Source organism: Microcoleus pseudofavosus SVA1_A4 (genome assembly GCF_036700565.1).
GTDB lineage: Bacteria > Cyanobacteriota > Cyanobacteriia > Cyanobacteriales > Microcoleaceae > Microcoleus.
Genome location: NZ_JAUBPE010000032.1, coordinates 41,882 through 61,321, shown reverse-complemented (window position 1 = coordinate 61,321; position 19,440 = coordinate 41,882). Strand labels below are relative to the sequence as shown.

At 46.1% G+C, this 19,440-nt stretch carries 15 protein-coding genes; 5 read left to right on the top strand and 10 right to left on the bottom strand.

Going from position 1 to position 19,440, the window contains the following annotated elements:
* Window positions 1-17 precede the first annotated feature (17 nt).
* On the bottom strand, window positions 18-329 hold the full coding sequence (locus QUA02_RS15760) for a carbon dioxide-concentrating mechanism protein CcmK (RefSeq protein WP_006635059.1): 312 nt from the start codon (window positions 327-329) through the stop codon (window positions 18-20).
* Between the two features lie 644 nt (window positions 330-973).
* Between QUA02_RS15760 and QUA02_RS15755 the strand changes: the two genes are divergently transcribed.
* A complete protein-coding gene (locus QUA02_RS15755) occupies window positions 974-2,848 on the top strand; it encodes an NAD(P)H-quinone oxidoreductase subunit F (RefSeq protein ID WP_333029127.1) in 1,875 nt (624 codons plus the stop codon).
* A gap of 145 nt (window positions 2,849-2,993) precedes the next feature.
* On the opposite strand, the gene QUA02_RS15750 is transcribed toward QUA02_RS15755, so the two are convergent.
* A complete protein-coding gene (locus QUA02_RS15750) occupies window positions 2,994-3,617 on the bottom strand; it encodes a Uma2 family endonuclease (RefSeq protein ID WP_333029126.1) in 624 nt (207 codons plus the stop codon).
* Window positions 3,618-3,744: 127 nt separating this feature from the next.
* Here QUA02_RS15750 and QUA02_RS15745 point away from each other — a divergent pair, with 127 nt between their 5' ends.
* Window positions 3,745-5,259: an NADH-quinone oxidoreductase subunit M gene (locus tag QUA02_RS15745; protein ID WP_333029125.1), complete on the top strand. Its 1,515-nt coding sequence runs from the start codon at window positions 3,745-3,747 to the stop codon at window positions 5,257-5,259.
* A 175-nt stretch (window positions 5,260-5,434) separates the two neighbouring features.
* Window positions 5,435-6,601, top strand: coding sequence for a CO2 hydration protein CupB (locus tag QUA02_RS15740; protein ID WP_333029124.1), 1,167 nt, complete (start codon window positions 5,435-5,437; stop codon window positions 6,599-6,601).
* Window positions 6,602-6,757: 156 nt separating this feature from the next.
* Here the strand turns inward: QUA02_RS15740 and QUA02_RS15735 are convergent, their stop codons facing one another.
* The 5 genes from QUA02_RS15735 to QUA02_RS15715 all read right to left on the bottom strand — a co-directional run bounded on the left by QUA02_RS15735 (window position 6,758) and on the right by QUA02_RS15715 (window position 12,761).
* Window positions 6,758-7,477 carry a PHP domain-containing protein gene (locus QUA02_RS15735; RefSeq protein WP_333029123.1) on the bottom strand — a complete coding sequence of 240 codons (720 nt, stop codon included), beginning with the start codon at window positions 7,475-7,477 and terminating at the stop codon, window positions 6,758-6,760.
* Between the two features lie 190 nt (window positions 7,478-7,667).
* Window positions 7,668-10,073 carry a bifunctional serine/threonine-protein kinase/ABC transporter substrate-binding protein gene (locus QUA02_RS15730; protein WP_333029122.1) on the bottom strand — a complete coding sequence of 802 codons (2,406 nt, stop codon included), beginning with the start codon at window positions 10,071-10,073 and terminating at the stop codon, window positions 7,668-7,670.
* A 170-nt stretch (window positions 10,074-10,243) separates the two neighbouring features.
* On the bottom strand, window positions 10,244-11,005 hold the full coding sequence (locus QUA02_RS15725) for a ZIP family metal transporter (RefSeq protein WP_333029121.1): 762 nt from the start codon (window positions 11,003-11,005) through the stop codon (window positions 10,244-10,246).
* Window positions 11,006-11,347: 342 nt separating this feature from the next.
* Window positions 11,348-11,509, bottom strand: coding sequence for a hypothetical protein (locus tag QUA02_RS15720; protein WP_333029120.1), 162 nt, complete (start codon window positions 11,507-11,509; stop codon window positions 11,348-11,350).
* Window positions 11,510-11,522: 13 nt separating this feature from the next.
* Window positions 11,523-12,761 carry a HetZ-related protein gene (locus QUA02_RS15715; protein WP_333029119.1) on the bottom strand — a complete coding sequence of 413 codons (1,239 nt, stop codon included), beginning with the start codon at window positions 12,759-12,761 and terminating at the stop codon, window positions 11,523-11,525.
* A 36-nt stretch (window positions 12,762-12,797) separates the two neighbouring features.
* Here QUA02_RS15715 and QUA02_RS15710 point away from each other — a divergent pair, with 36 nt between their 5' ends.
* Complete coding sequence (locus QUA02_RS15710) at window positions 12,798-13,049, top strand: hypothetical protein (protein WP_333029118.1); 252 nt, start codon at window positions 12,798-12,800, stop codon at window positions 13,047-13,049.
* A gap of 107 nt (window positions 13,050-13,156) precedes the next feature.
* Window positions 13,157-13,294, top strand: a complete 138-nt coding sequence (locus QUA02_RS15705; protein ID WP_333029117.1) for a hypothetical protein — start codon at window positions 13,157-13,159, stop codon at window positions 13,292-13,294.
* Between the two features lie 130 nt (window positions 13,295-13,424).
* Here the strand turns inward: QUA02_RS15705 and QUA02_RS15700 are convergent, their stop codons facing one another.
* The 3 genes from QUA02_RS15700 to QUA02_RS15690 all read right to left on the bottom strand — a co-directional run bounded on the left by QUA02_RS15700 (window position 13,425) and on the right by QUA02_RS15690 (window position 19,424).
* Window positions 13,425-17,525 carry a DEAD/DEAH box helicase gene (locus QUA02_RS15700; protein WP_333029116.1) on the bottom strand — a complete coding sequence of 1,367 codons (4,101 nt, stop codon included), beginning with the start codon at window positions 17,523-17,525 and terminating at the stop codon, window positions 13,425-13,427.
* A gap of 162 nt (window positions 17,526-17,687) precedes the next feature.
* A complete protein-coding gene (dtd, locus tag QUA02_RS15695) occupies window positions 17,688-18,143 on the bottom strand; it encodes a D-aminoacyl-tRNA deacylase (RefSeq protein WP_333029115.1) in 456 nt (151 codons plus the stop codon).
* 177 nt (window positions 18,144-18,320) lie between these two features.
* Window positions 18,321-19,424: a CobW family GTP-binding protein gene (locus QUA02_RS15690; protein WP_333029114.1), complete on the bottom strand. Its 1,104-nt coding sequence runs from the start codon at window positions 19,422-19,424 to the stop codon at window positions 18,321-18,323.
* Between the last annotated feature and the right edge of the window lie 16 nt (window positions 19,425-19,440).

Here is a 19,440-nt window from a genome sequence, read left to right as displayed (position 1 = left end):
TTCTGTGCGCTAAGAAATTAGTAGCCTCGGAACTGTTCTACTGCTTCTGTATATCGAATCGGCAGAACGTATTCTAGGTTTTCGTGGGGACGAGCGATGATGTGGGTAGACACGACTTCTCCGCCGTTCACCCGCTTGACAGATTCCACTCCTGCTGCTACTGAGGCTTGGACTTCCGACACGTTGCCGCGCACAATTACGGTGACGCGGGCGCTGCCGATTTTTTCATAGCCCACGAGGGTAACGCGAGCAGCTTTGACCATAGCGTCGGCAGCTTCCACAACAGCGGGAAAACCTTTTGTCTCAATCATTCCCACGGCAATTGACATTTTTGAATCTCCTTGAGGATTAGTGAAATTACCGTTACAAATCTTTGAGAAATCTAAAAATTTGGACGGGGAGGCCCACATTATTTAGTAATGCAGTGTAAAGCTTCCTATACTTTAAGAATAGGCGAAGCTGTCCACCTTGACAATATAAACTAACATCATAATGTTTAATAACAAAAATTAAATTTTTTTATGTTACTTAAAATATTTTAATATTTATTTAATAAACTTAATATTGAGAGGAGTAGATACCAGGGGCGATCCTCTTCGAGGGCTTCGCTAACGGGGAGTGGAGTAAGTAAAAATACCTCTAAAGTAGAGTTCGGTAAGTAAAGGCGGCGCTTCTGGGTGTCGCGAAACTTGGGGATTTCAAAAGGGGGATCGCCGGGAAACTGGCAAAAAAGGCAGTCTTGGCCGATCTGCGGGCGTTTTTTTCTTTGAGTGCCGAGTCTGAAAACTCGCGTTTTTTTGTATTGAGATAATTCTCATTATTGATGCTTTAATGTATAGTTAATTTTGGATGCAAATTATTTTGCCAGAACTATACGATCGAGTTTAGTCAAAGTTTTAGGGTATCGCGCGATCGCACGGGACTGCTTTTGTATAAAGGCAGCCGGTAGTTTGAATTTTAAGGGATAAATTAAATGACTGAATTTCTCCTCCAAACCTGTTGGTGGGTGCCTTTATATGGCTTAATTGGCGCAATATTAACTTTGCCGTGGTCTACGGGAACCGTTCGCCGAACAGGGCCCAGACCGGCGGCTTACTTCAATTTGCTGATGAGCGTGTTGGCTTTCATACACGGGTCAGTTATTTTTACAGCGACTTGGGATCGACCGCCCCAACAGTTGCTCGTGCACTGGGTGCAAGCAGCAGATTTAGATTTGTCTTTTGCAATAGAAATCTCCACCATCAGCGTCGGAGCAATGGAGTTAGTGACAGTTCTGAGTTTGCTAGCGCAAATTTACGCTCTCGGCTACATGGAAAAAGACTGGGCGCTAGCTCGATTTTTTGGGCTGCTCGGTTTTTTTGAAGCGGCAATTAGCGGGATTGCGATTAGCGACTCGCTGCTTCTAACTTACGCTTTGTTGGAAATGCTGACGCTTTCAACTTATTTGCTAGTCGGGTTTTGGTACGCTCAACCGCTGGTAGTAACAGCGGCTAGAGATGCGTTTTTAACAAAGCGTGTAGGAGACGTGCCGCTGCTGATGGGAGTAGTGACGCTTTCAACTTTAGCGGGAAGTTTGAATTTTTCCGATTTGGAAAAATGGGCGGAAACTGCAACTTTGTCTCCTGTAGTGGCGACTCTTTTAGGTTTGGCTTTAATCGCCGCACCTACAGCCAAGTGCGCTCAATTTCCGTTCCATTTGTGGCTGGACGAGGCGATGGAAGGGCCCAACCCGGCTTCAATTATGCGGAATACGGTAGTTGTGGGCGCTGGGGCTTATGTTTTGATTAAACTTCAGCCTGTTTTAGCGCTGTCGCCGATCGCAGAGGCGGTGCTGGTGGTTTTGGGTGCGGTGACTGCTGTTGGGGCTTCCTTGGTGGCGATCGCCCAAATCGACCTCAAAAGAGCACTATCGCATTCTACTAGCGCTTCTTTGGGTTTGGTGTTTATCGCCGTGGGGCTAAATCAAGTTGACATTGCTTTGCTGTTGCTGTTCGCGCACTCGATCGCCAAGGGCCTATTATTCATGAGCGCAGGGTCAATTATTACCACAACTAACACTCAAGATTTAACAGAAATGGGTGGGTTGTGGTCGAAGATGCCTGCCACGACTACGGCTTATTTAGTAGGCGCTGCGGGGATGGTAGCGCTGTTGCCTCTGGGCAACTTTTGGGCGATGCGGCGCTGGCTCAACGGTTTTTGGACGGTGCCTTTGTGGTTGGTAATTGTGTTGCTTTTGGTTAACGGTTTGACAGCGCTAAATTTAACTCGCATTTTCGCTTTAGTGTTTGTCGGAAAACCGCAGCCGAAAACTCGCAGAGCTCCAGAAGTCGGTTGGCCGATGGCTTTGCCGATGGTAATTTTGACGGTGATGGGGCTGTTGGTGCCTTGGATGTTGCAGCAGTGGCAATTATTAATTAGTTGGAGCGGGCCTTGGGCGGAAACGGGGGATTTTGATGCTTTAAATTTGCTGTTGAAGACGCTGAATACACCGCTGTTGATGTTATCTGGCTTGATTGGCGTTGCGGTTGGGGTGGCGATTTATTGGTACGGGGTTTTACCTCGACCGGTACGGCTGCCGGTGCCGGCGGTGCAGGATTTGTTTGCTTACGATTTTTATATCGATCGAGTTTACCGCTTGACTGTCGTTTGGGCTGTGGCTTCTATTGCTAAAATCAGCGCTTGGACTGACAGGTATGTGGTGGACGGGGCGGTTAATTTGTTCGGTTTCGCGACAATTTTCAGCGGCGAAGGGTTGAAGTACAGCGGCACCGGTCAGTCGCAGTTTTATGTGTTGACTATTGCGGGGGGGGTTGCTGTGTTGCTGGCGTTGATTATTTGGCAGTTTTAAACCGCAGAGGTCGGCAGATAAATTTATTCTGGGTTTGTCTGCTTTCGATCTAATTTTATTCAATTTTAAACCGCTTCGGAGGGCCGATGAACGCAGATGAACGCAGATGATTTTATTCTGGGTTTGTCTGGTTTTTTATCTAATTTTACTCAAACTCGATCGGCCACAATTCGGCAACCGAAACTTCCCAACCGGGCAAAAGTTCGGGAATTGAAATCGTGTCGCCATCTCTCAATACAACTGGCTCGGCTGTCGGAGTGTAAATTGTTACTGTGCGATCGTCCGGGTCGATTAATATTCCTACTTTTGCTCCGAGTTCGATGAATGAGAGGAGTTTTTCTCGCAGGGGTTTGAGGCGATCGGACTGAGATTTGATTTCTACAACTAAGTCTGGAACGAGTTCGGCAAAATACCTTTTGCTTTGTTTGAGGCGATCGGCTACCACAAAAGAAACATCGGGAGCTCTCAGATCGGAATTGGGGAGTATAAACCCGCCGCTAGATTCAAATACTCGTCCGAGTTTGCGAGGTTTGACCCAGTTCCCCAAAAGTCTGCCAAACTCTGCTCCTATTTCGCTCGATACAATGTCTGAGGGGCCCATAATGATAATCTTCCCGTCTACCAGTTCTAATTGGTAGTCTAGCTGTGCTTCGGAGAGTATACCTTGCACTTGTTCCAAGTCGGCAACTGTTAAGCGGGTGGAAGGATAGGTCGATCGAATTTGCAAATCTTCCCGGTCTGTGAGACTTTCTGTAAGACTTGAGGTCATGGGACGGTTCCAAATACATCTGAAGCTATGTTAACAAAAAAAATCAGCCGATCGCTTTTATATTTAGTTGCTTTGCGTTAATGTTAAATATAGTTTAAAAATCTGTAGTAAAGGAAAGTTTTAATTGATGCTCAGTGCTTTAATCTGGATACCAATGTTGGCGGCTGCTCTGATTGGGTTCTGGCCCGGTTCAGCGAGTTCTAAAATAGTTCGGAATGCCGCAATGGCGATCGCGGGCGTAACTTTTATTCTCTCGGTAATTCTGGCAGCTCAGTTTGATGCCAGTACCAGTCAGTTGCAGTTTTCGGAATTTATTCCTTGGATAGATGTTTTGGGATTGAATTACAATCTCGGCGTTGATGGTTTGTCTCTGCCTTTGGTAATTTTAAATACTCTGCTGACAGGGGTAGCTATTTACGCTACGGATGAGTCTATCCGCAGACCTCGACTTTACTATTCTTTGATGCTGTTAATTACCGGCGGCGTAACGGGGGCTTTTTTATCTCAAAATTTGCTGCTATTTTTCCTGTTTTTTGAGGTAGAATTGATTCCGCTTTACCTGTTAATTGCGATTTGGGGAGGCGAGCGCCGGGGTTATGCTGCTACTAAGTTTTTAATCTATACTGCATTTTCGGGCATTGTGCTGCTGGCTTCTTTCTTGGGGGTGGTTTGGCTCAGCGGTGCTTCTAGTTTCGATATGGTTGGTGCAGCGGGCGCATCGCATTTGCAAGGAGGATTGCCATTGCCTTTGGTAAGGCAAATTGTTTTGCTTGCAGGGGTGTTGCTGGCTTTTGGCATTAAGATTCCTTTGGTGCCTTTTCATACTTGGTTGCCGGATGCTCACGTAGAAGCTTCGACGCCGGTTTCGGTGCTGCTGGCGGGGGTGCTTTTGAAGCTGGGAACTTACGGGATGCTGCGCTTTGGTTTGGGTTTGTTTCCCGATGCGTGGGCGGTGGCGGCGCCGATTTTGGCGAGTTGGGCGGTGGTAAGCGTGCTTTACGGGGCGAGTTGCGCGATCGCCCAAAAAGATATGAAAAAAATTGTAGCTTACAGTTCGATCGCTCACATGGGCTACATTTTGTTAGCTAGCGCCGCAGCTACTCCGATTAGTATACTGGGAACTGTTTTGCAAATGGTCAGCCACGGTTTAATTTCGGCGCTGCTATTTTTGAGTGTCGGCATTGTTTACAAAAAATCCGGCACCCGCAACATCGATGTGCTCAAAGGTTTGTTCAATCCCGATCGCGGTTTGCCGATGATTGGCAGTTTAATGATCCTCGGCGTGATGGCTAGTGCCGGCATTCCTGGTTTGGCTGGATTTATTGCTGAATTTTTGATATTTCGGGGCAGTTTGCCAGTGTTTCCCTTACAAACTTTGCTCTGCATGATCGGCACTGGTTTGACTTCAGTTTACTTTTTAATTATGGTCAACCGCGCCTTTTTCGGCCGCCTTTCGGATTTGGTGGTAAATTTGCCGCAAGTCCGCTGGGGCGATCGTATTCCTTCGCTGGTTTTAGCAGTAATTATCGCAATCATGGGAGTGCAACCGGGAGTTTTAGTTGGTTTGAGCGAGAAAACTGCGATCGGGCTGGTAGCTAATGTACCACCGCAAGTTAAAGCGATCGCTCAAAACTTAAAATAAAATATTCCAAAGGTTCGCAGCATCGGAATGCAAGTCCTATGGCAGTTTTCAATCCCATGAAATACAGCAGACGGCTGTAGGGACACGGCAGTGCCGTGTCCCTACCTATTCCATTCATGAGTGTATCCGCGTTCAAATCCGTGTCGTGCCTTCCTTCATTTAAGGTTAAATCAAAATGACAACTACCGTATTAAAACCATCTTCCCATCCCCTAGCCGCATACATTGACATCTTGGAATCAGGCAAAGCTTTACTTCCTGAATCTGCGGAAAATGTAGTAGAAGTTGTCGGCGTTCTCAAAAGTTACGGTGTGGTTCTTGATGCCTACTCTCGCAACCTGAACTACATCGCCGAAGAACAGTTTTTAGTGCTTTTCCCGTTTTTTAAATATTTCAACGGAGAGGTGACGCTGCCGAAGTTAATCCGCTATTGGTGGCACGATCGCATAAATTTTGAGTATGCTGAGTATTGCATGAGAACAATGCTTTGGCACGGCGGCGGCGGTTTGGATAGTTATTTAGATTCGCCGGAATTTAGCAGTTTGACAGAAAGGGCGATCGCAGCTAAATTGAAAGGCAATTTTTTCATGCAGGGACTTCACAAAGCATTTCCCGATTTTTTGCCCGAACAAGTGCGGATGCTGGCTTACTACACCGGTCTCGGTCAGTTTTGGCGGGTAATGAGCGATTTGTTTATGGACTTATCTGATTCCTACGATCGAGGGGAAACTAAGTCTATTTCTGATGTAGTTGATTTTGTCAAAGCCGGTTTAGTCGCCGCAGCCAGCCTACCGATTACCTACAGCGTCAAGATTGGCCCTCAAGTCTACGATATACTGCCAGCGACGGCTAATTTGACATTTTTACCAGATGTAGCCGTGCCTTATGTAGAGGCTGTTTTCTTTCGGGGCACTGCGTTTTTTGGCACAGTTTCATACAATGCTCAAGCGCATCAAATCCCGGAAGAACAAAGAGAATTTGCCTACGGGGCTTTGTTTGCTGACCCTTTACCTATTGGAGGTGCAGGGATTCCCCCAACTCAATTAATGCAAGATATGCGGCATTATTTGCCGGAGTATTTGCACGAAGTTTATCGCACGAGTTGTCGGGGTGAAGACGATGTGCGGGTGCAAATTTGCCAGAGTTTTCAGAAGTCGATGTTTTGCGTGACGACGGCGACTATTTTGGGTTTGGCACCTCATCCCATGAATACATCAGATCCAGAGGAAAGAAAGGCTAATCGGGCTTATTTGGAAGGTTGGATGGATCGGTTTGGGAATTCTCGCTTGGACTGGGCAAATCAGCCAACTAACAGGGCCTGTCAGTTGTTCCCCGAACGGTAGAATGGCGACTGGTTTTAACCTGCTAGATTTGATATAGCAGAAGGAAGAAGTAATTAGTTAGTTGTTAGTTGTTAGTTGTTAGTTGTTAGTTGTTATTTGCTAGTTATAATAACCAATAATCAATAACTAATAACTAATAACTAATAACCAAACTATCTAAATTCGGATTAAAAGACTGAGACCGTGAGAATCGGTTCCGCAAGTTCCAAGCAAGCCGTGAGTTTCTGCTAAATTTTTGACTAAAGCAGTTTGTTTGGGGCTTGGTTTCCAAGGATTTGGATTATTGTAAGCATAGTATGTTTCTACGCCGTCAATGCCAAGACGAGCGGCTTCTGGGATAAGTTTATCTGCGGTAGAACGATACCGACAAGGATGTGCTAGAACTGCTAAACCTCCTGCTTCCTGAATAGCTTTAATTACTTTTGCGGCTGGATAATTAGCGCTGCCTTCAGTACCTTTACCTCGCAAGTAAGGTTGGAGACTGGGATGTTGCGGATCGAAGGCGTAAGCGAGAATGTGTACGTCGTTGTTGAGCAATTCGGCATTAATTTCAGCGCCCGTCCAGAGAGTTGGTGCTGCGATGTTGTTCTTGGGATGGTTTAATTTCCAATTATCCAACCAAATTTGAGCTTGCTCGTAGCCTTTGGTGCTGTGGTGGTCTGTAATAGCTAAGCCTTTGAGACCGATCGCGATCGCTTGTTCCATCACTTTTTCTGACTGCGATCGCCCGTCAGAGTTAATTGTGTGCAGGTGGAAGTTATAGGAACCCGGACAGCTATCGGCATCAATTGTCTGGAAGACTTGTTTGAGTGCTGAGCTATTTTGGGCTTCTGGTTTGAGACTAGAACCGGGGAAGGGAGCGAGATTGACAGTCATAAGCGTTATTATAAAAAAAACTAGCTTTGTTTAATATATCGAATAAATTGATATGTTGCACCGATCGCGATAGTCGCAATAGCGATTTACCGCAGTGCGGGGGCGGGTTTATGAGATTATTGATTTTAGGCAATTATGGTTGGTAAAACCCGCCCCTACAGGTTTGTTGAGAATGCCACAAGATATTAATTCAATCGCATTTTAAACCGGCGGCTGCGGCTGTGGGAAATTCGATCGGCACAAATGTAACGCCAAATTGTTCTCTCGAACACGGAACAATATGCGCCATTCCTTTAGGAGGGTTTTTCCGATTTCCAGTCTTTGAGTCAAACTCAATTATACCTGTAGCTCCCTCGGCTTTAAAGTTTGGATCGGCTAAGGTTTTTTGCATTCCTTCGCGGCTTGGTTCAGGCTGCATTTCTACTAGAGCTTTAATCAATGTCCGACTGGCGTCGTAGGTTAAAGCCGATCGAGTATTCACCGGGCCTCCCCACAATTTTTCAGCGTTTTGAGGGAATTTTTTGTCAAAACTGATTAACGGATGCCAAAACACGGATATGCCCAGTTTTTCAACAGACTTTAGCTGTTTTGCTACTTCTAACGTTCTCGGTTCGTACAGCGTCCAGGGCCCGACAATCCAATTGCGATCGCCGTTAGCTTTAATCATTTCGATCGCATTTTCTACGGAACTGGTGACTTGAGCGTCGGGAATCACAAGTAAGGCTGTTTTTCCTAGTTTTTCAACTTCTTTGATTGCTGCTTCGGCGTTAAAATAATTTTTTGATAAGTCGTAATAATTACTGATTCTCAAAGTTGCGCCTCCTTTTGCTTCAAATTGCTTTTTGAATTCTTCCCACACAGAAGCGCTGAACGGACTGTTGGGATTGTAAAATACTGCGACCTTTTTTACCCCTACAGAAATTAGTTGATTTACTAAATCTTCAGCTTCTATGCTAGTTGTCGGAGCCGTCCGAAAGAAAAATTTTCGAGGTTTTCGCGTCAGTTCTTCTGTTGTGCTTCCTGGAGAAAGGGCGACGAGTTTATTTCGATCGTAAATATCTACTGTTTCCACGGTCATGTCGCTGGTGTAGTGTCCGATGACGGCTAGAATATCTGGTCGATCGACTAAAGACTTTGCCCTTTTAATTGCCTCTGACTTGATATTTGCATCATCAGCGACGATCACTCTCAGACCTTTGCCGTTAATAGATTTCGGTTCGAGAAATTCTTGACCTGGAAAGTCTTTATGGCGATCGTTTGCAGCGATCAGGCCTAAATTAACTTCGGTTTGAGCTTGAGCAATGCCGCGCAGCAGTTCTTCTGCTAAATTTGCGTTGAGGATGCTGCCGTCCTGATTTCTGCGGATGGGAACAACAATTGCGATCGTGTAATACTCTGCTTTTGTGGCCATCAGCAGCGCATTATTCATGTAAATTAAAGTTTCTGGATCTTTACGGTCTTCTCGCCAGGACTGTTTGAGCAATTTTAAAGCTTCGGGATAATTTTTTTCGGCAAACTCATTAATTCCCCTTTGTTTTGACCAAAGGGCGGAAGTTTGCACTAGGAGTTTTTCGCCAGAACTTATACCATCTGCGGAGGGTGTAGGCTGCGTTTGTCCCGGGGAAATTCTGGGGATTAGCGCGGAAATTCTGGGGATTAAAAGTACGATCGCCAATGCAGCGCCCAGTCCCGCAACTCCGAACAGCAGCGGGCGAAAGTGCGATCGACCTTTGCCTGGTTTCAACTCGGACAATGTGAGCGAATCCAAGGCTTGCAATACCTCAGCAGCAGATTGGTAGCGCTCAATAAAGTTGTAACGTACCATTGTATTTAAAATATTTCTTAGACCATCGCTAACCGGTTGAGATGTTAAATAATCCCAGATAATTTCGCAAGTATCGGGGTCTTGTGGTAGATTTGTGGGACGCCGCCCGGTGAGGGCTTGAATCGCGATAATTCCTACTGCATAAATATCATTGTAGGGTTGCGGGGTAGACTGCGGATTGTATTGTTCGGCAGGCATATAACCGCTGGTGCCGATCGCCTGCGATGGCAATATTTCACCTGTATTGCTAGAGGTGAAAGTGCTGATTTCTTTTACAGCCCCAAAATCAATTAAAACAATTTGTTTATCTGTTTGGCGCCGAATTAAGTTAGCAGGTTTAATGTCGCGGTGAATAATATTTGCTTGATGAATAGAGTTTAAAATTTCTAGAATTTCTCGTAACAAGGTGATTGCATCTTCTTCCGTCCACTGCTGGCCCTGAACGAGTTCTTGACTTAGGAGAGTTCCTTCAATGAATTCTAGAACTAAGTAAAAATTGCCATTTTCCTCAAAGTGATTGAACAATTTAGGAATGCGCGAATTATTTCCTAGACGGTGCAAAGCCCTAGCTTCCCTTTGAAATCGCCTCCTGGCTCTTTCCAATACCTGGGGATTTTCGGATTGAGGAAAAGGAATTTCCTTGATAACGCACGGGGGATTTTCGGGGTTTTGTATATCTTGAGCGGTGTAGGTTCTAGCAAATCCTCCCTGTCCTAATCGAGCGATGATTCTGTAGCGTCCGGCTAGTTCATCTCCGGGATTGAGACACATAAATTTTATAGTTCCTGTTGCGGGTGCGATCGTTGATGTTGATTATAAGCTTTTTTGTTGCCAGATACAGGTTGGCAACATATCAAATTCGTCTGTGTCTCTATCAAAAACACTATAACTCTCAGCAATTGGCAATTCTCCATTAATGATGACCGATCGCTAATTATCAATTATCTTTCTGCTAACTTGCTGAGTACAAAAGCAACGAAAAATCCGCAGACAGTAATTAGTCCAGCAAAATCGTGAGTTTCCTCGAATGCTTCGGGAATCATAGTATCTGAGATCATGGCTAAAATACCCCCTGCTGCTACGGCGGTAGTTGCGGCTATTACTTCCCCAGAAAAGCCGCTGAAAAGCGTATATCCTAACAATGCTGCGATACCGGAAATAACTGCGATCGCGCCCCAAACTCCAAAAACGTAACCGATCGATCTCCCTGCTTTTTTCATGCCGGCGGCGCTGGAAAGTCCTTCAGGAATGTTGGAGAGAAAAATTGCCGCTACTGTCACCCAACTGACAGCGCCTCCAGAAATCATGCTGACGCCAATGACGATCGACTCCGGTATTCCGTCTAACAGCGCGCCGAGGGCGATGGGTAATCCGCCATCGCCTGACTCTGTTTTAGCTGGGTGCAAAGCGCCCGATCGCTTGCGGTGTTTTGCTCCCTGTTGACTCAAAAACCAATTGGCGGCTGTGTAGACAGCAGCGCCCCCCAAAAAGCCGATCGCCGTCGAGTCGAAACCGCCGCGCTTGTAAGCTTCATCCATCAGTTCAAAGGATAGCGCTGAAATCAGCACACCAGCGCCAAAAGCCATAATTGTCGCGATCGCGCGCTGGGGAATGCTCGCAAAGTAACCCACCGCAGCTCCCAGTAGCAGCGCCGAACCCCCCACTAAACCCCAAAATCCTGCCTGCAACCACACTGGAAACATCAGTCGCACCTCAGAGGAAAAATTTTTATGCCCGCTCGAAAATTATATAGTTTTAATTGCGGGCCGACAGCGGATACAGCATTTCTCAACCGAGCGAGGTAGTGCCTCTTTAGCAAGCAATTTCCAATGACTAATAACTAATGACTGATGACTGTTAACTGTTGACTGTTGACTGATGACTAATAACTAATAACTAATGACTAATAACTGTCGACTGTTGACTGTTGACTGATGACTAATAACTAATAACTAATGACTAATAACTAATGACTAATAACTAATGACTGATGACTAATGACTAATAAAAACAAATTCCCCGGCCTCACCGGGGAAGGAAAAATATTAAAAAAAGTAATGTTGTTTTAATAAATTGAATTTGCCAAAAAACCGCGATAAATTAGTAGCAGCCCTGGTTAATTTGAGAGCGGACTGCGGGGCGGGCATTCCTGTGCAGGTGCCGCACCCGATCGCATTTTCCAGTCTCAAGAAAACAGTTGCATTCATATTTGAGTACCAGTTAAGCTTGGCTGCTGTTGCGAGTCTGGCTAGCCAGCTCCAACAGTTGCGCCCAGCGTTTTTGGACTTGTTTGGGAGTGCATAAGAGCGCGGTGGCGATCGCCTTGTCGCTTTCTTGATTCCGCTTCATTTCTAACAGTTGCTGCATTTCCGGCGCAAGTTGAGCGCGAAATGCTTCCCATTTGTCCGAAGTCATTCCCAACTTTTGATCGACATCAGCACCCAGCCATTCGTGCACGAGTTGCCAATTTTGAGTGCGGGCAAATTTTTCGACGTGGTACTTGAAACGTTGTTGCAAGTAGTCGCGCTGGCGGGAAGACAAACCGAGAACTCGATCGATTTCCGAAGCAGAAAGGTCTTGCAGTTTTAAAGTTAGGTAGTCCACGCATTCTGGCTGATTTTGCGCTTCCAGATAAGCAATCAATTCCGAGACTACTCGATCGCGCAGCACAGCATCAGCCGGATCGACAGTTTCCGATACCATTTGCTCGCGCACTTGTTGCAGCGCCGGAGAGCGGCTGTGCATTTCCGCATCTTCTCCCTTGCCCGACTCTACAGCCATTTCAATGTCGATCGCCATTTCGGGAGGTTGGCCCTTGGCAAATCCTTGAGCGCGGAGGACGATCAAACGCTGGCGGTTGCGGCCTGGCAAGCCGATTTGGCGTTTGGCGTAGTGTTCGGTGAAAGCCATGTACTCAGCCAATTCTAGCTGCGTGCGGGGCTGGTAGGTAGCATCGACTTGGTGTTCGCGGCGGAAAGCCCGCAGAGATTCGATGTAAAAGCCTTGCAAAAAGTCTTCAATCATGTTGTAGCGAGCTTGGAAGTTCAAGTTCGATCGGAAAGAAGCAACATGGCGGTAAATCATCGCTGCGAGGTGAGAATGCAATTCGACGCGGCCGCTTTTGGAACCGAGGCGGTAGTATTGCAGGGTTTTTTGCAACCGGTGCTCGGCCAAGGTGATTTGCCAAGCTTCAACTTCGCCGGAAATTTGGATGCGATCGCTTTTTTGGCAAATCCGTTCGACTTCCTTCGCAATCCGCATCGCCACTGCTTGAGCGCTGCGGCTGGCAGTTTTCATCTCTGCTTGCAATTCTTTGAGGGCAAACTCAGCCAAAGCCAGGGTATTGATGCTGGAAACTGTATTGATTTCGGCGGTTTGTTCGGTGGAGGCGGCAGGAATGGAGTTGAGGTTAGAAGCGGTGTTGCAGTTGACGGTGGTGGTGGCAGTTTTGACAGTCATGGCGTTTATCTGGTAGCGCACAGCGTGCGAGGACATTTGTCAGAGAGTGAGGCAGCAGTTGCTGGCGGTTTCGCTTGCTGTGCTGATTCAACTCTCCATACATTGAATGTTACGGAAGTAGAGATAACCGCAGTGATGCCAGTGTTCCACTCTCTCATGCAACAGTTTTTGGCTGCTGAATCTGATTCTAAGCGCTGGCTGTCGAGGATTGCTTTTATTGGCATTAAACCCAGACTGTCAAAGCATTCTGAGCTATTAGGAAGGTTGGGCGATCGCTCTTTGAGATGAGGGTACTGCAAGGCCGCTGAGTGGACAATCTACGAACTGGCTGTTTGAGGGGGTTTTGGGCGTTAGAGATTCGGGAATCGGGAATAGGCGGAATGTAGGGAACCGCAATGTATTCAGAAGCTACGCCACAGCAGTTCGGAAACCCGGTTAATATGGAAATTGGTCTGACAGAAGTCAGGTTGATTGACCGAAGCCAGATTTCTAGCTCCAAAGCGAGGCTGGAAGCGATGTATTTTATTAAATAAGCCCGGTTGCTTTGAATGGCGGCGGGTAAGTCCTTACAGAAGTTTAGACCCGCAAATTGACAACAGCGATGCTGAGTCGATCAAATTAAATATTAAAGGTGATCAATCCTTTCAAGTTGAAATATGCAATTTAAATGCGCGACAGGTTTTCTAGAATATCGGGTGGTGGCATAAAAACTTGTACCTGATGCCCATCAACAATCTCAGTACCGATGAGCTGCGAACACACAGCTCGCAAAGACTTCCAAAGCATTGTCTCCTCGTAATGTTCCAATTCGGCTGGAATGTGATCTAGCAGCGTCTTAGAGCAGACCACAATCAGTTGTTTCTGAGCCCGAGAAAAAGCCACATTAGACCGATTGAGGTCTAAGATAAATTCCACATTTTTACTAATTGCTGAGGGGTCGCTGGCTGTTGCCGACACAATTATATAAGGTCGCTCGTCACCTTGTAAGCTTTCAACAGTATCAATTACATCGATGAGGTCGCCGGAGTCATTCAAATAACTTTTAAGCAGTGTTCGCTGCGCTCGGTGTGGAGTGACAATAGCAACAGATTCGTTTTCTATTGCTCTTTTAGTTTTGGCCGCAGCAATAATTTTCTCAATAATCCGCACCTCAAGCATATTGCTGCGTTTTGACTGGCGCTCAGCATGAAGAACAAGAATTAGACCTCTTGACTCCTCCTGTAAAAGACTATTTGAATCCGGCAACCTTCCTTTTAGTTCAATATTATCCAGTTTGTAAATACGGGAAATTAAGTCACAAATCAGCGGTGGCAAACGGAAAGTAAAACTCAACGCAGAACTCAGAATAGCTGAATCTGAAACTCCTGTAAGTTTAATATTTTTAACCGCATCATATGCACTCACATAAGGCTTGTAAAATTGAATTGGCGGACGGTCTTCCTGCTCCCAATTATGAGCAACAATTGGTGAGAGCTGCCGATGATCTCCGGCAAGCATGATTTCCCCGTCACTTTTTACTAATGTAGCCAGTGACAGAAAGTGCGGAAACACCATCATGCTTGCTTCATCAACGATTAGTATAGGTACTTGGATACCTTTAATTTCCAGCTCTAATTTCAAAAGAGCACTGGTTGTGCCACCTATGACCAAGACAGCATTTGAACGCATTTTATTCAACCGGGCTGCACAAGACTTAGAGGAAAAACATTCAACATTTTTTTCGATAAAAGACTCACCCTCTTTACGGTCAACTCGGCTAAGTTGTATCGGCGGTACTGTTAATCCCGATTTATCTGCCTGTTGCTGAAGGATTGGCAAGAGGCTATCGAGGCGCAAAAGCAAGTTGTTTACAGCCGTATGGGTAGGTGCTGCGATGAGAACGATATCTCCGATCGAACAACCAGCCAAAATTCTTAAAAAAGTAGCGATCGCTGTTGTCTGTGTCTTGCCAGTTCCTGGAGGCCCCTGTAAAAGTTGAATTCTAGCGGTTAAGCCGCTGACAGCAGCAGCTACTTGATCGGTAGCCAATTTCTGTCCGTTAGGCAATGTCAAGGACTCCAGTAGATTCTGGTATTGTTCTAGCTCCTGTGCTGCTAGAGCCTGTTGCGGAGGAATCTGAGGACGCTCAGGATCGAACCACTGACATACATGATTTCCCAAACGACTTATTAGTCTGTTGTCAACCTTTCCGGCTACAAAATCAGAAGGACTTTCATCTAAAGTAGCATAGGAAAAAATGTCTTCCTCTTGGTTATAAAACCGACCGGGGAGTTGATAGCGGTCTGGTTTATTTGTTTGTCTTACTGAAAGCTCAATCTGTCGAGTCTCCCAGTCAATATTATCCACAACACACGTACTTCCACCGCGTAGAAGTTGACCGAATGTTTGACCGCGATGCGGATCGTTAAAACAAGGGCTAATCCTTACAAAGTTGCCTTTTTCGATCGTGCAGTTAGTCTCCAAAACTTCATAGTTAATACCATACCGATCAAGGTTGATAGTGGCTGTCAGCCTATTGTTGCCGTGCGAGACAACATCACTAATAGGAATAGTGCGCCCTAGAGGGACGCGATAGACAGGCGGGACTAGGTGAGTAGCAATCCAGTTTGTCACTTTAACGTGCTGATCCAGTCGGAGATAGTCAATCCCTGCTTGAGCGGCATTATCTACCCCAAGCGTGAATTCCAGTAAATCAGCGATGACAAGAGATGGTTTTACTATCTCTGGGTTCTTGAAACGAATGCTTTCTTCAACCCACCGCAGCGCGTGTACGCGGGCACGAAAATAATCCTTGAGATAGTTAGGTTTCCGGGCGCTGTTGTAGCGTTCAATTGCCTTAGCAACTGCTGGCGATAGATTTGGGTCTGTTGGATCTGGCAATTTTCGCCAGTAAGCGCGCCAGTAGGGTGCTGTTAAGGAATCATAAAAGCGACTGCGGATTTCAAACTTGTGCCTGCTGACTTGCTCAGAATCTCGATCTGCCCACTGCCCCTGAGCATCTAAATCCAAATCAGTCTTAAAATCGAAGATATCCTGTGTAAAAGCTTGCTCTAGATCGACCTCGGCACCAGACACCCGCCGCCGCCAATGATAGCGCCTCCCAAACCACGACAGAGAAGTAACGACAGCTAAGCCTCTCCCTGTCCATCCCAAAGCAAAACGTCGATCGACTTCATCGTGCAAGCAAGAGTAGATGAGTTGCTCTAAGCTCTCACGGCATCCTAGCAGTTCCCGGAGGTTGCCGAGCAACTGCGAGCTAACGCGGGAGCATCCTTCGAGCAACTGAGCCATCTCCGAGCGAGACCAGACATAAAAGTGAATGGGAGCGGTTTCGGCCTCGGCTACCTCATGAATAACCTCAACCAGCTTTATTAGAAATCCTTGAATTAGCTGTTTCTCAGCGCCTGTGTCTTCTCTGTATTCCCCCGTCCACGGAGAGGTTTGAAACTCAATAACTTCTTTACTTTGGAGAGAACTCTCTTCATAGACTGGGCAATTATTTCGTTCGCGCCCTACCTCCCACCGTTCCTTGACTGTGGGGTCTGGCTGCCAGTGTCCATTTACCTGCGTGAAGCTTGTATGTAATTGTCCCTCGCTCTTGGTCACATGAGCTGCAAGCGCTCCAATCCTGTTTTCTACATAGTCGTAATCCACAGAAAGGTAAACGCGAATCAGCCGCTCACCCTTAATTGTGTGTTCTGGAAGTTGACCTTGACCTGCATAAGGTAGCGACTCTACTTCATAGGAATCTGGCTTGATATTTCCGCCTGGAAGTGTACGCCTGCGAGTTTTTGCTTTTAACTGGATAAGTTTTAGGTTATCGCTAAAGCTTGGATCTTGCCGGACTTGAACTGCCTGCTGTCCGTCTAAGTCAAGTTCAGCCAAGTCATCGATTTTATCAATCCCAGCCTCTCGCAAGACTCGTACTGCTGATGGATCTAAGCCTATTAGTTCAAGGCGACGCAATCTGGCACTTTCTGATAAGCAGTGAATATTAAAAACACAGCCATCACACTTAGGATCGATTTGATAGTCCAAATCAGCTAAATCAGCCTGAACTACGCGGTTTAGCGCACCCTCAGATGCCAGGAGGCGATTAATGTCCGCTTCTTCTGTATCTAGCTTAAACGGTTTTAGATCGAGGATGAGTTGACTTTTATTTGTACTCTCATCAATCCTAGCAACCACGCACTCGATATCTTCTGGTCTGAGTTCTACGCCGCAAATAGCCACTGGACTCACCTGAATAAGCTGCCGTACTAGCATCCGGTATAGAGCAACCTGCACGCGGTGGTAGGTACGGTCTCGACGACTGGCTTTGCATTCAACAATTCGCAGCTTTGGTCGATCGGCTTCCCACAGGATTAGTACAAAGTCAATTTGGCCTTTGATCTGGAAAGCTCCCTCGTTTGCTTCAAGAGAAATTTCGCGTCCATATGCTCTTTGTCCTGAACTTATACCTTGCAATTGTGCTACAAAGGTAGTCCAGGGTGTCTTCTTTTCGTCAGCAGACTTTTGGCTGTACAAAGTGAGGTCAATGAGACCATTTTTTTGGAGAGAAGTTTCCCATTCGTTCTCCCTCAATCGCCCCGCCTCTTGGAGAACTGGATCTAAGGAGTTGAAGAGGCGTTCTGCAAACGGAAGCTCTCGGGCAAGCTTTCGGTTATTATGTTCTAGCTTAAAGCGGCGATCGCAAGATTGATAATGGATGTACTCGCCGATTTCGGTAACTCGGACAGATGGTTTAGTTACTGGGGTTAACATAAATGTACAAATAATATGTTTGTCTGAATCAGACTAGCATAAGCTATGCCGAACGACTAAATTTTAGTAATCATCTCACAATTAACTTAGGAGTTACATGACAATAATCACTGTTAATTGTGACCCTACTCACTGCAACTATTTCTATTATAAATTCACAATTCACCCCGATTCTCTCTCTAATACCAAAGTCACCGGCCCGTCATTCTCTATAGAGACTTGCATCTGAGCTCCAAACAGCCCTGTTTCGACTTTTAAGCCGCTCTGACGCAACTTTTCGACAAATTTCTCATAAAGAATTTCGGCTCGTTCAGGAGCCGCTGCTCGATCGAAGGAAGGTCGCCGACCTTTGCGACAGTCGCCGTAAAGGGTAAACTGACTCACAACCAGCAACTCGCCGCCGATGTCTTTTACGGACTTGTCCCAGCGCCCCGTATCCCCGGCAGAGTCGGGAAACAAACGCATTTCTAGGCATTTCCGAGCCATCCAGTCGAGTTCTGCTTCGGTGTCGGTGTCTGCAATACCTACAAGCAAGTTAAGTCCGCAGCCAATTTTGCCCACAATTTGACCTTCTATTTCGACTTGAGACGATTTAACTCGCTGGATAATGACTCGCATTGGAAATTAGAAATGCTTAAATTAAAAACTAAAAATCAAAAGGTGAACTTGCCTTTTTAACAGGAATTATGAAAAGAAACCCGGTTTCTCGGATAAATCTTGGTTTTGACCGCGAAGTCTCGACGAAAAAACCCGGTTTCTAGCCAGCGCAAGTCTGTTCTGTTTAATTTTCAACCTTTAATTTTTCCCAAAACCTTTGCCGCGATTGGTGGAAGGCATACAAAGACAGTTTTCGATTTGCGATCGCAAATTCTCGGTATCCAACCCCTGACCGATGAGAACAAGCTGGTTTTTGCGCTCACCTTTCCACTCGTCGTCGTCCATCGAAAATCGCTTGCCGCTCAAGTGGAAAATATGCCGTTTGGGACTTTCTTCAAACCACATAATCCCTTTCGCGCGAAACACGTTTGTTGGCAGTTGGTTGTCTAAGAAATATTGAAATTTCCTCAGAGAAAACGGCTTGTCGCTCTGGAAAGAAATTGAGGTAAATCCGTCATTTTCTAAATGGTGGGAGTGGTCGTGATGGCTGTGATCGTGATGGTCGTGATGTTCGTGATGGTCGTGATGTTCGTGATGTTCGTGGTCGTGATGTTCGTGACTGCTAGGAGTTTCCTCAGATTGGAAATATTTGTCAGATTCAAACAATCCGACGCTGAGGACTAGCGGCAGGGGAACTTGCGATTTTACAGTTCGCAGAATTCGAGCACCTTCTTTGACATCGCGAATTTTAACTTCCAACAAATCTAAATCTGCTTCTTCGACCAAATCAGTTTTGTTGAGGATAATTATATCGCCGTAAGCTATTTGACTGTAAGCTGCTTCAGAGTTGAACAAATCTAAGCTGTAATTTGCCGCGTCTACTACTGTAACGATCGAATCGAGACGAGTCAGGTCGCGCAGTTCTGTGCCTAAAAAAGTCATTGCTACTGGCAGCGGGTCGGCTAGTCCGGTTGTTTCGACTACTAGGTAATCGAGATTTTCTTGACGTTCTAAAACTTTGTAAACTGCATTAACTAAATCTTCATTAATTGTGCAGCAGATGCAGCCGTTGTTCAGCTCAACCATGTTGTCGTCGGTGGTGACAATCAGTTCGTTGTCGATGCCGATTTCGCCAAATTCATTGACCAAAACTGCTGTTTTCAAACCCTGCTGGTTGGTCAGGATGTGGTTGAGCAGGGTTGTTTTGCCGCTGCCGAGAAATCCTGTAATGATTGTAACGGGTAAGCCGTGTTTGGGAGCGTCCATCGCCAGTTCTGTCTCGGACTGAGTTGTAGATTGCATAGCATTGACTGTCAAA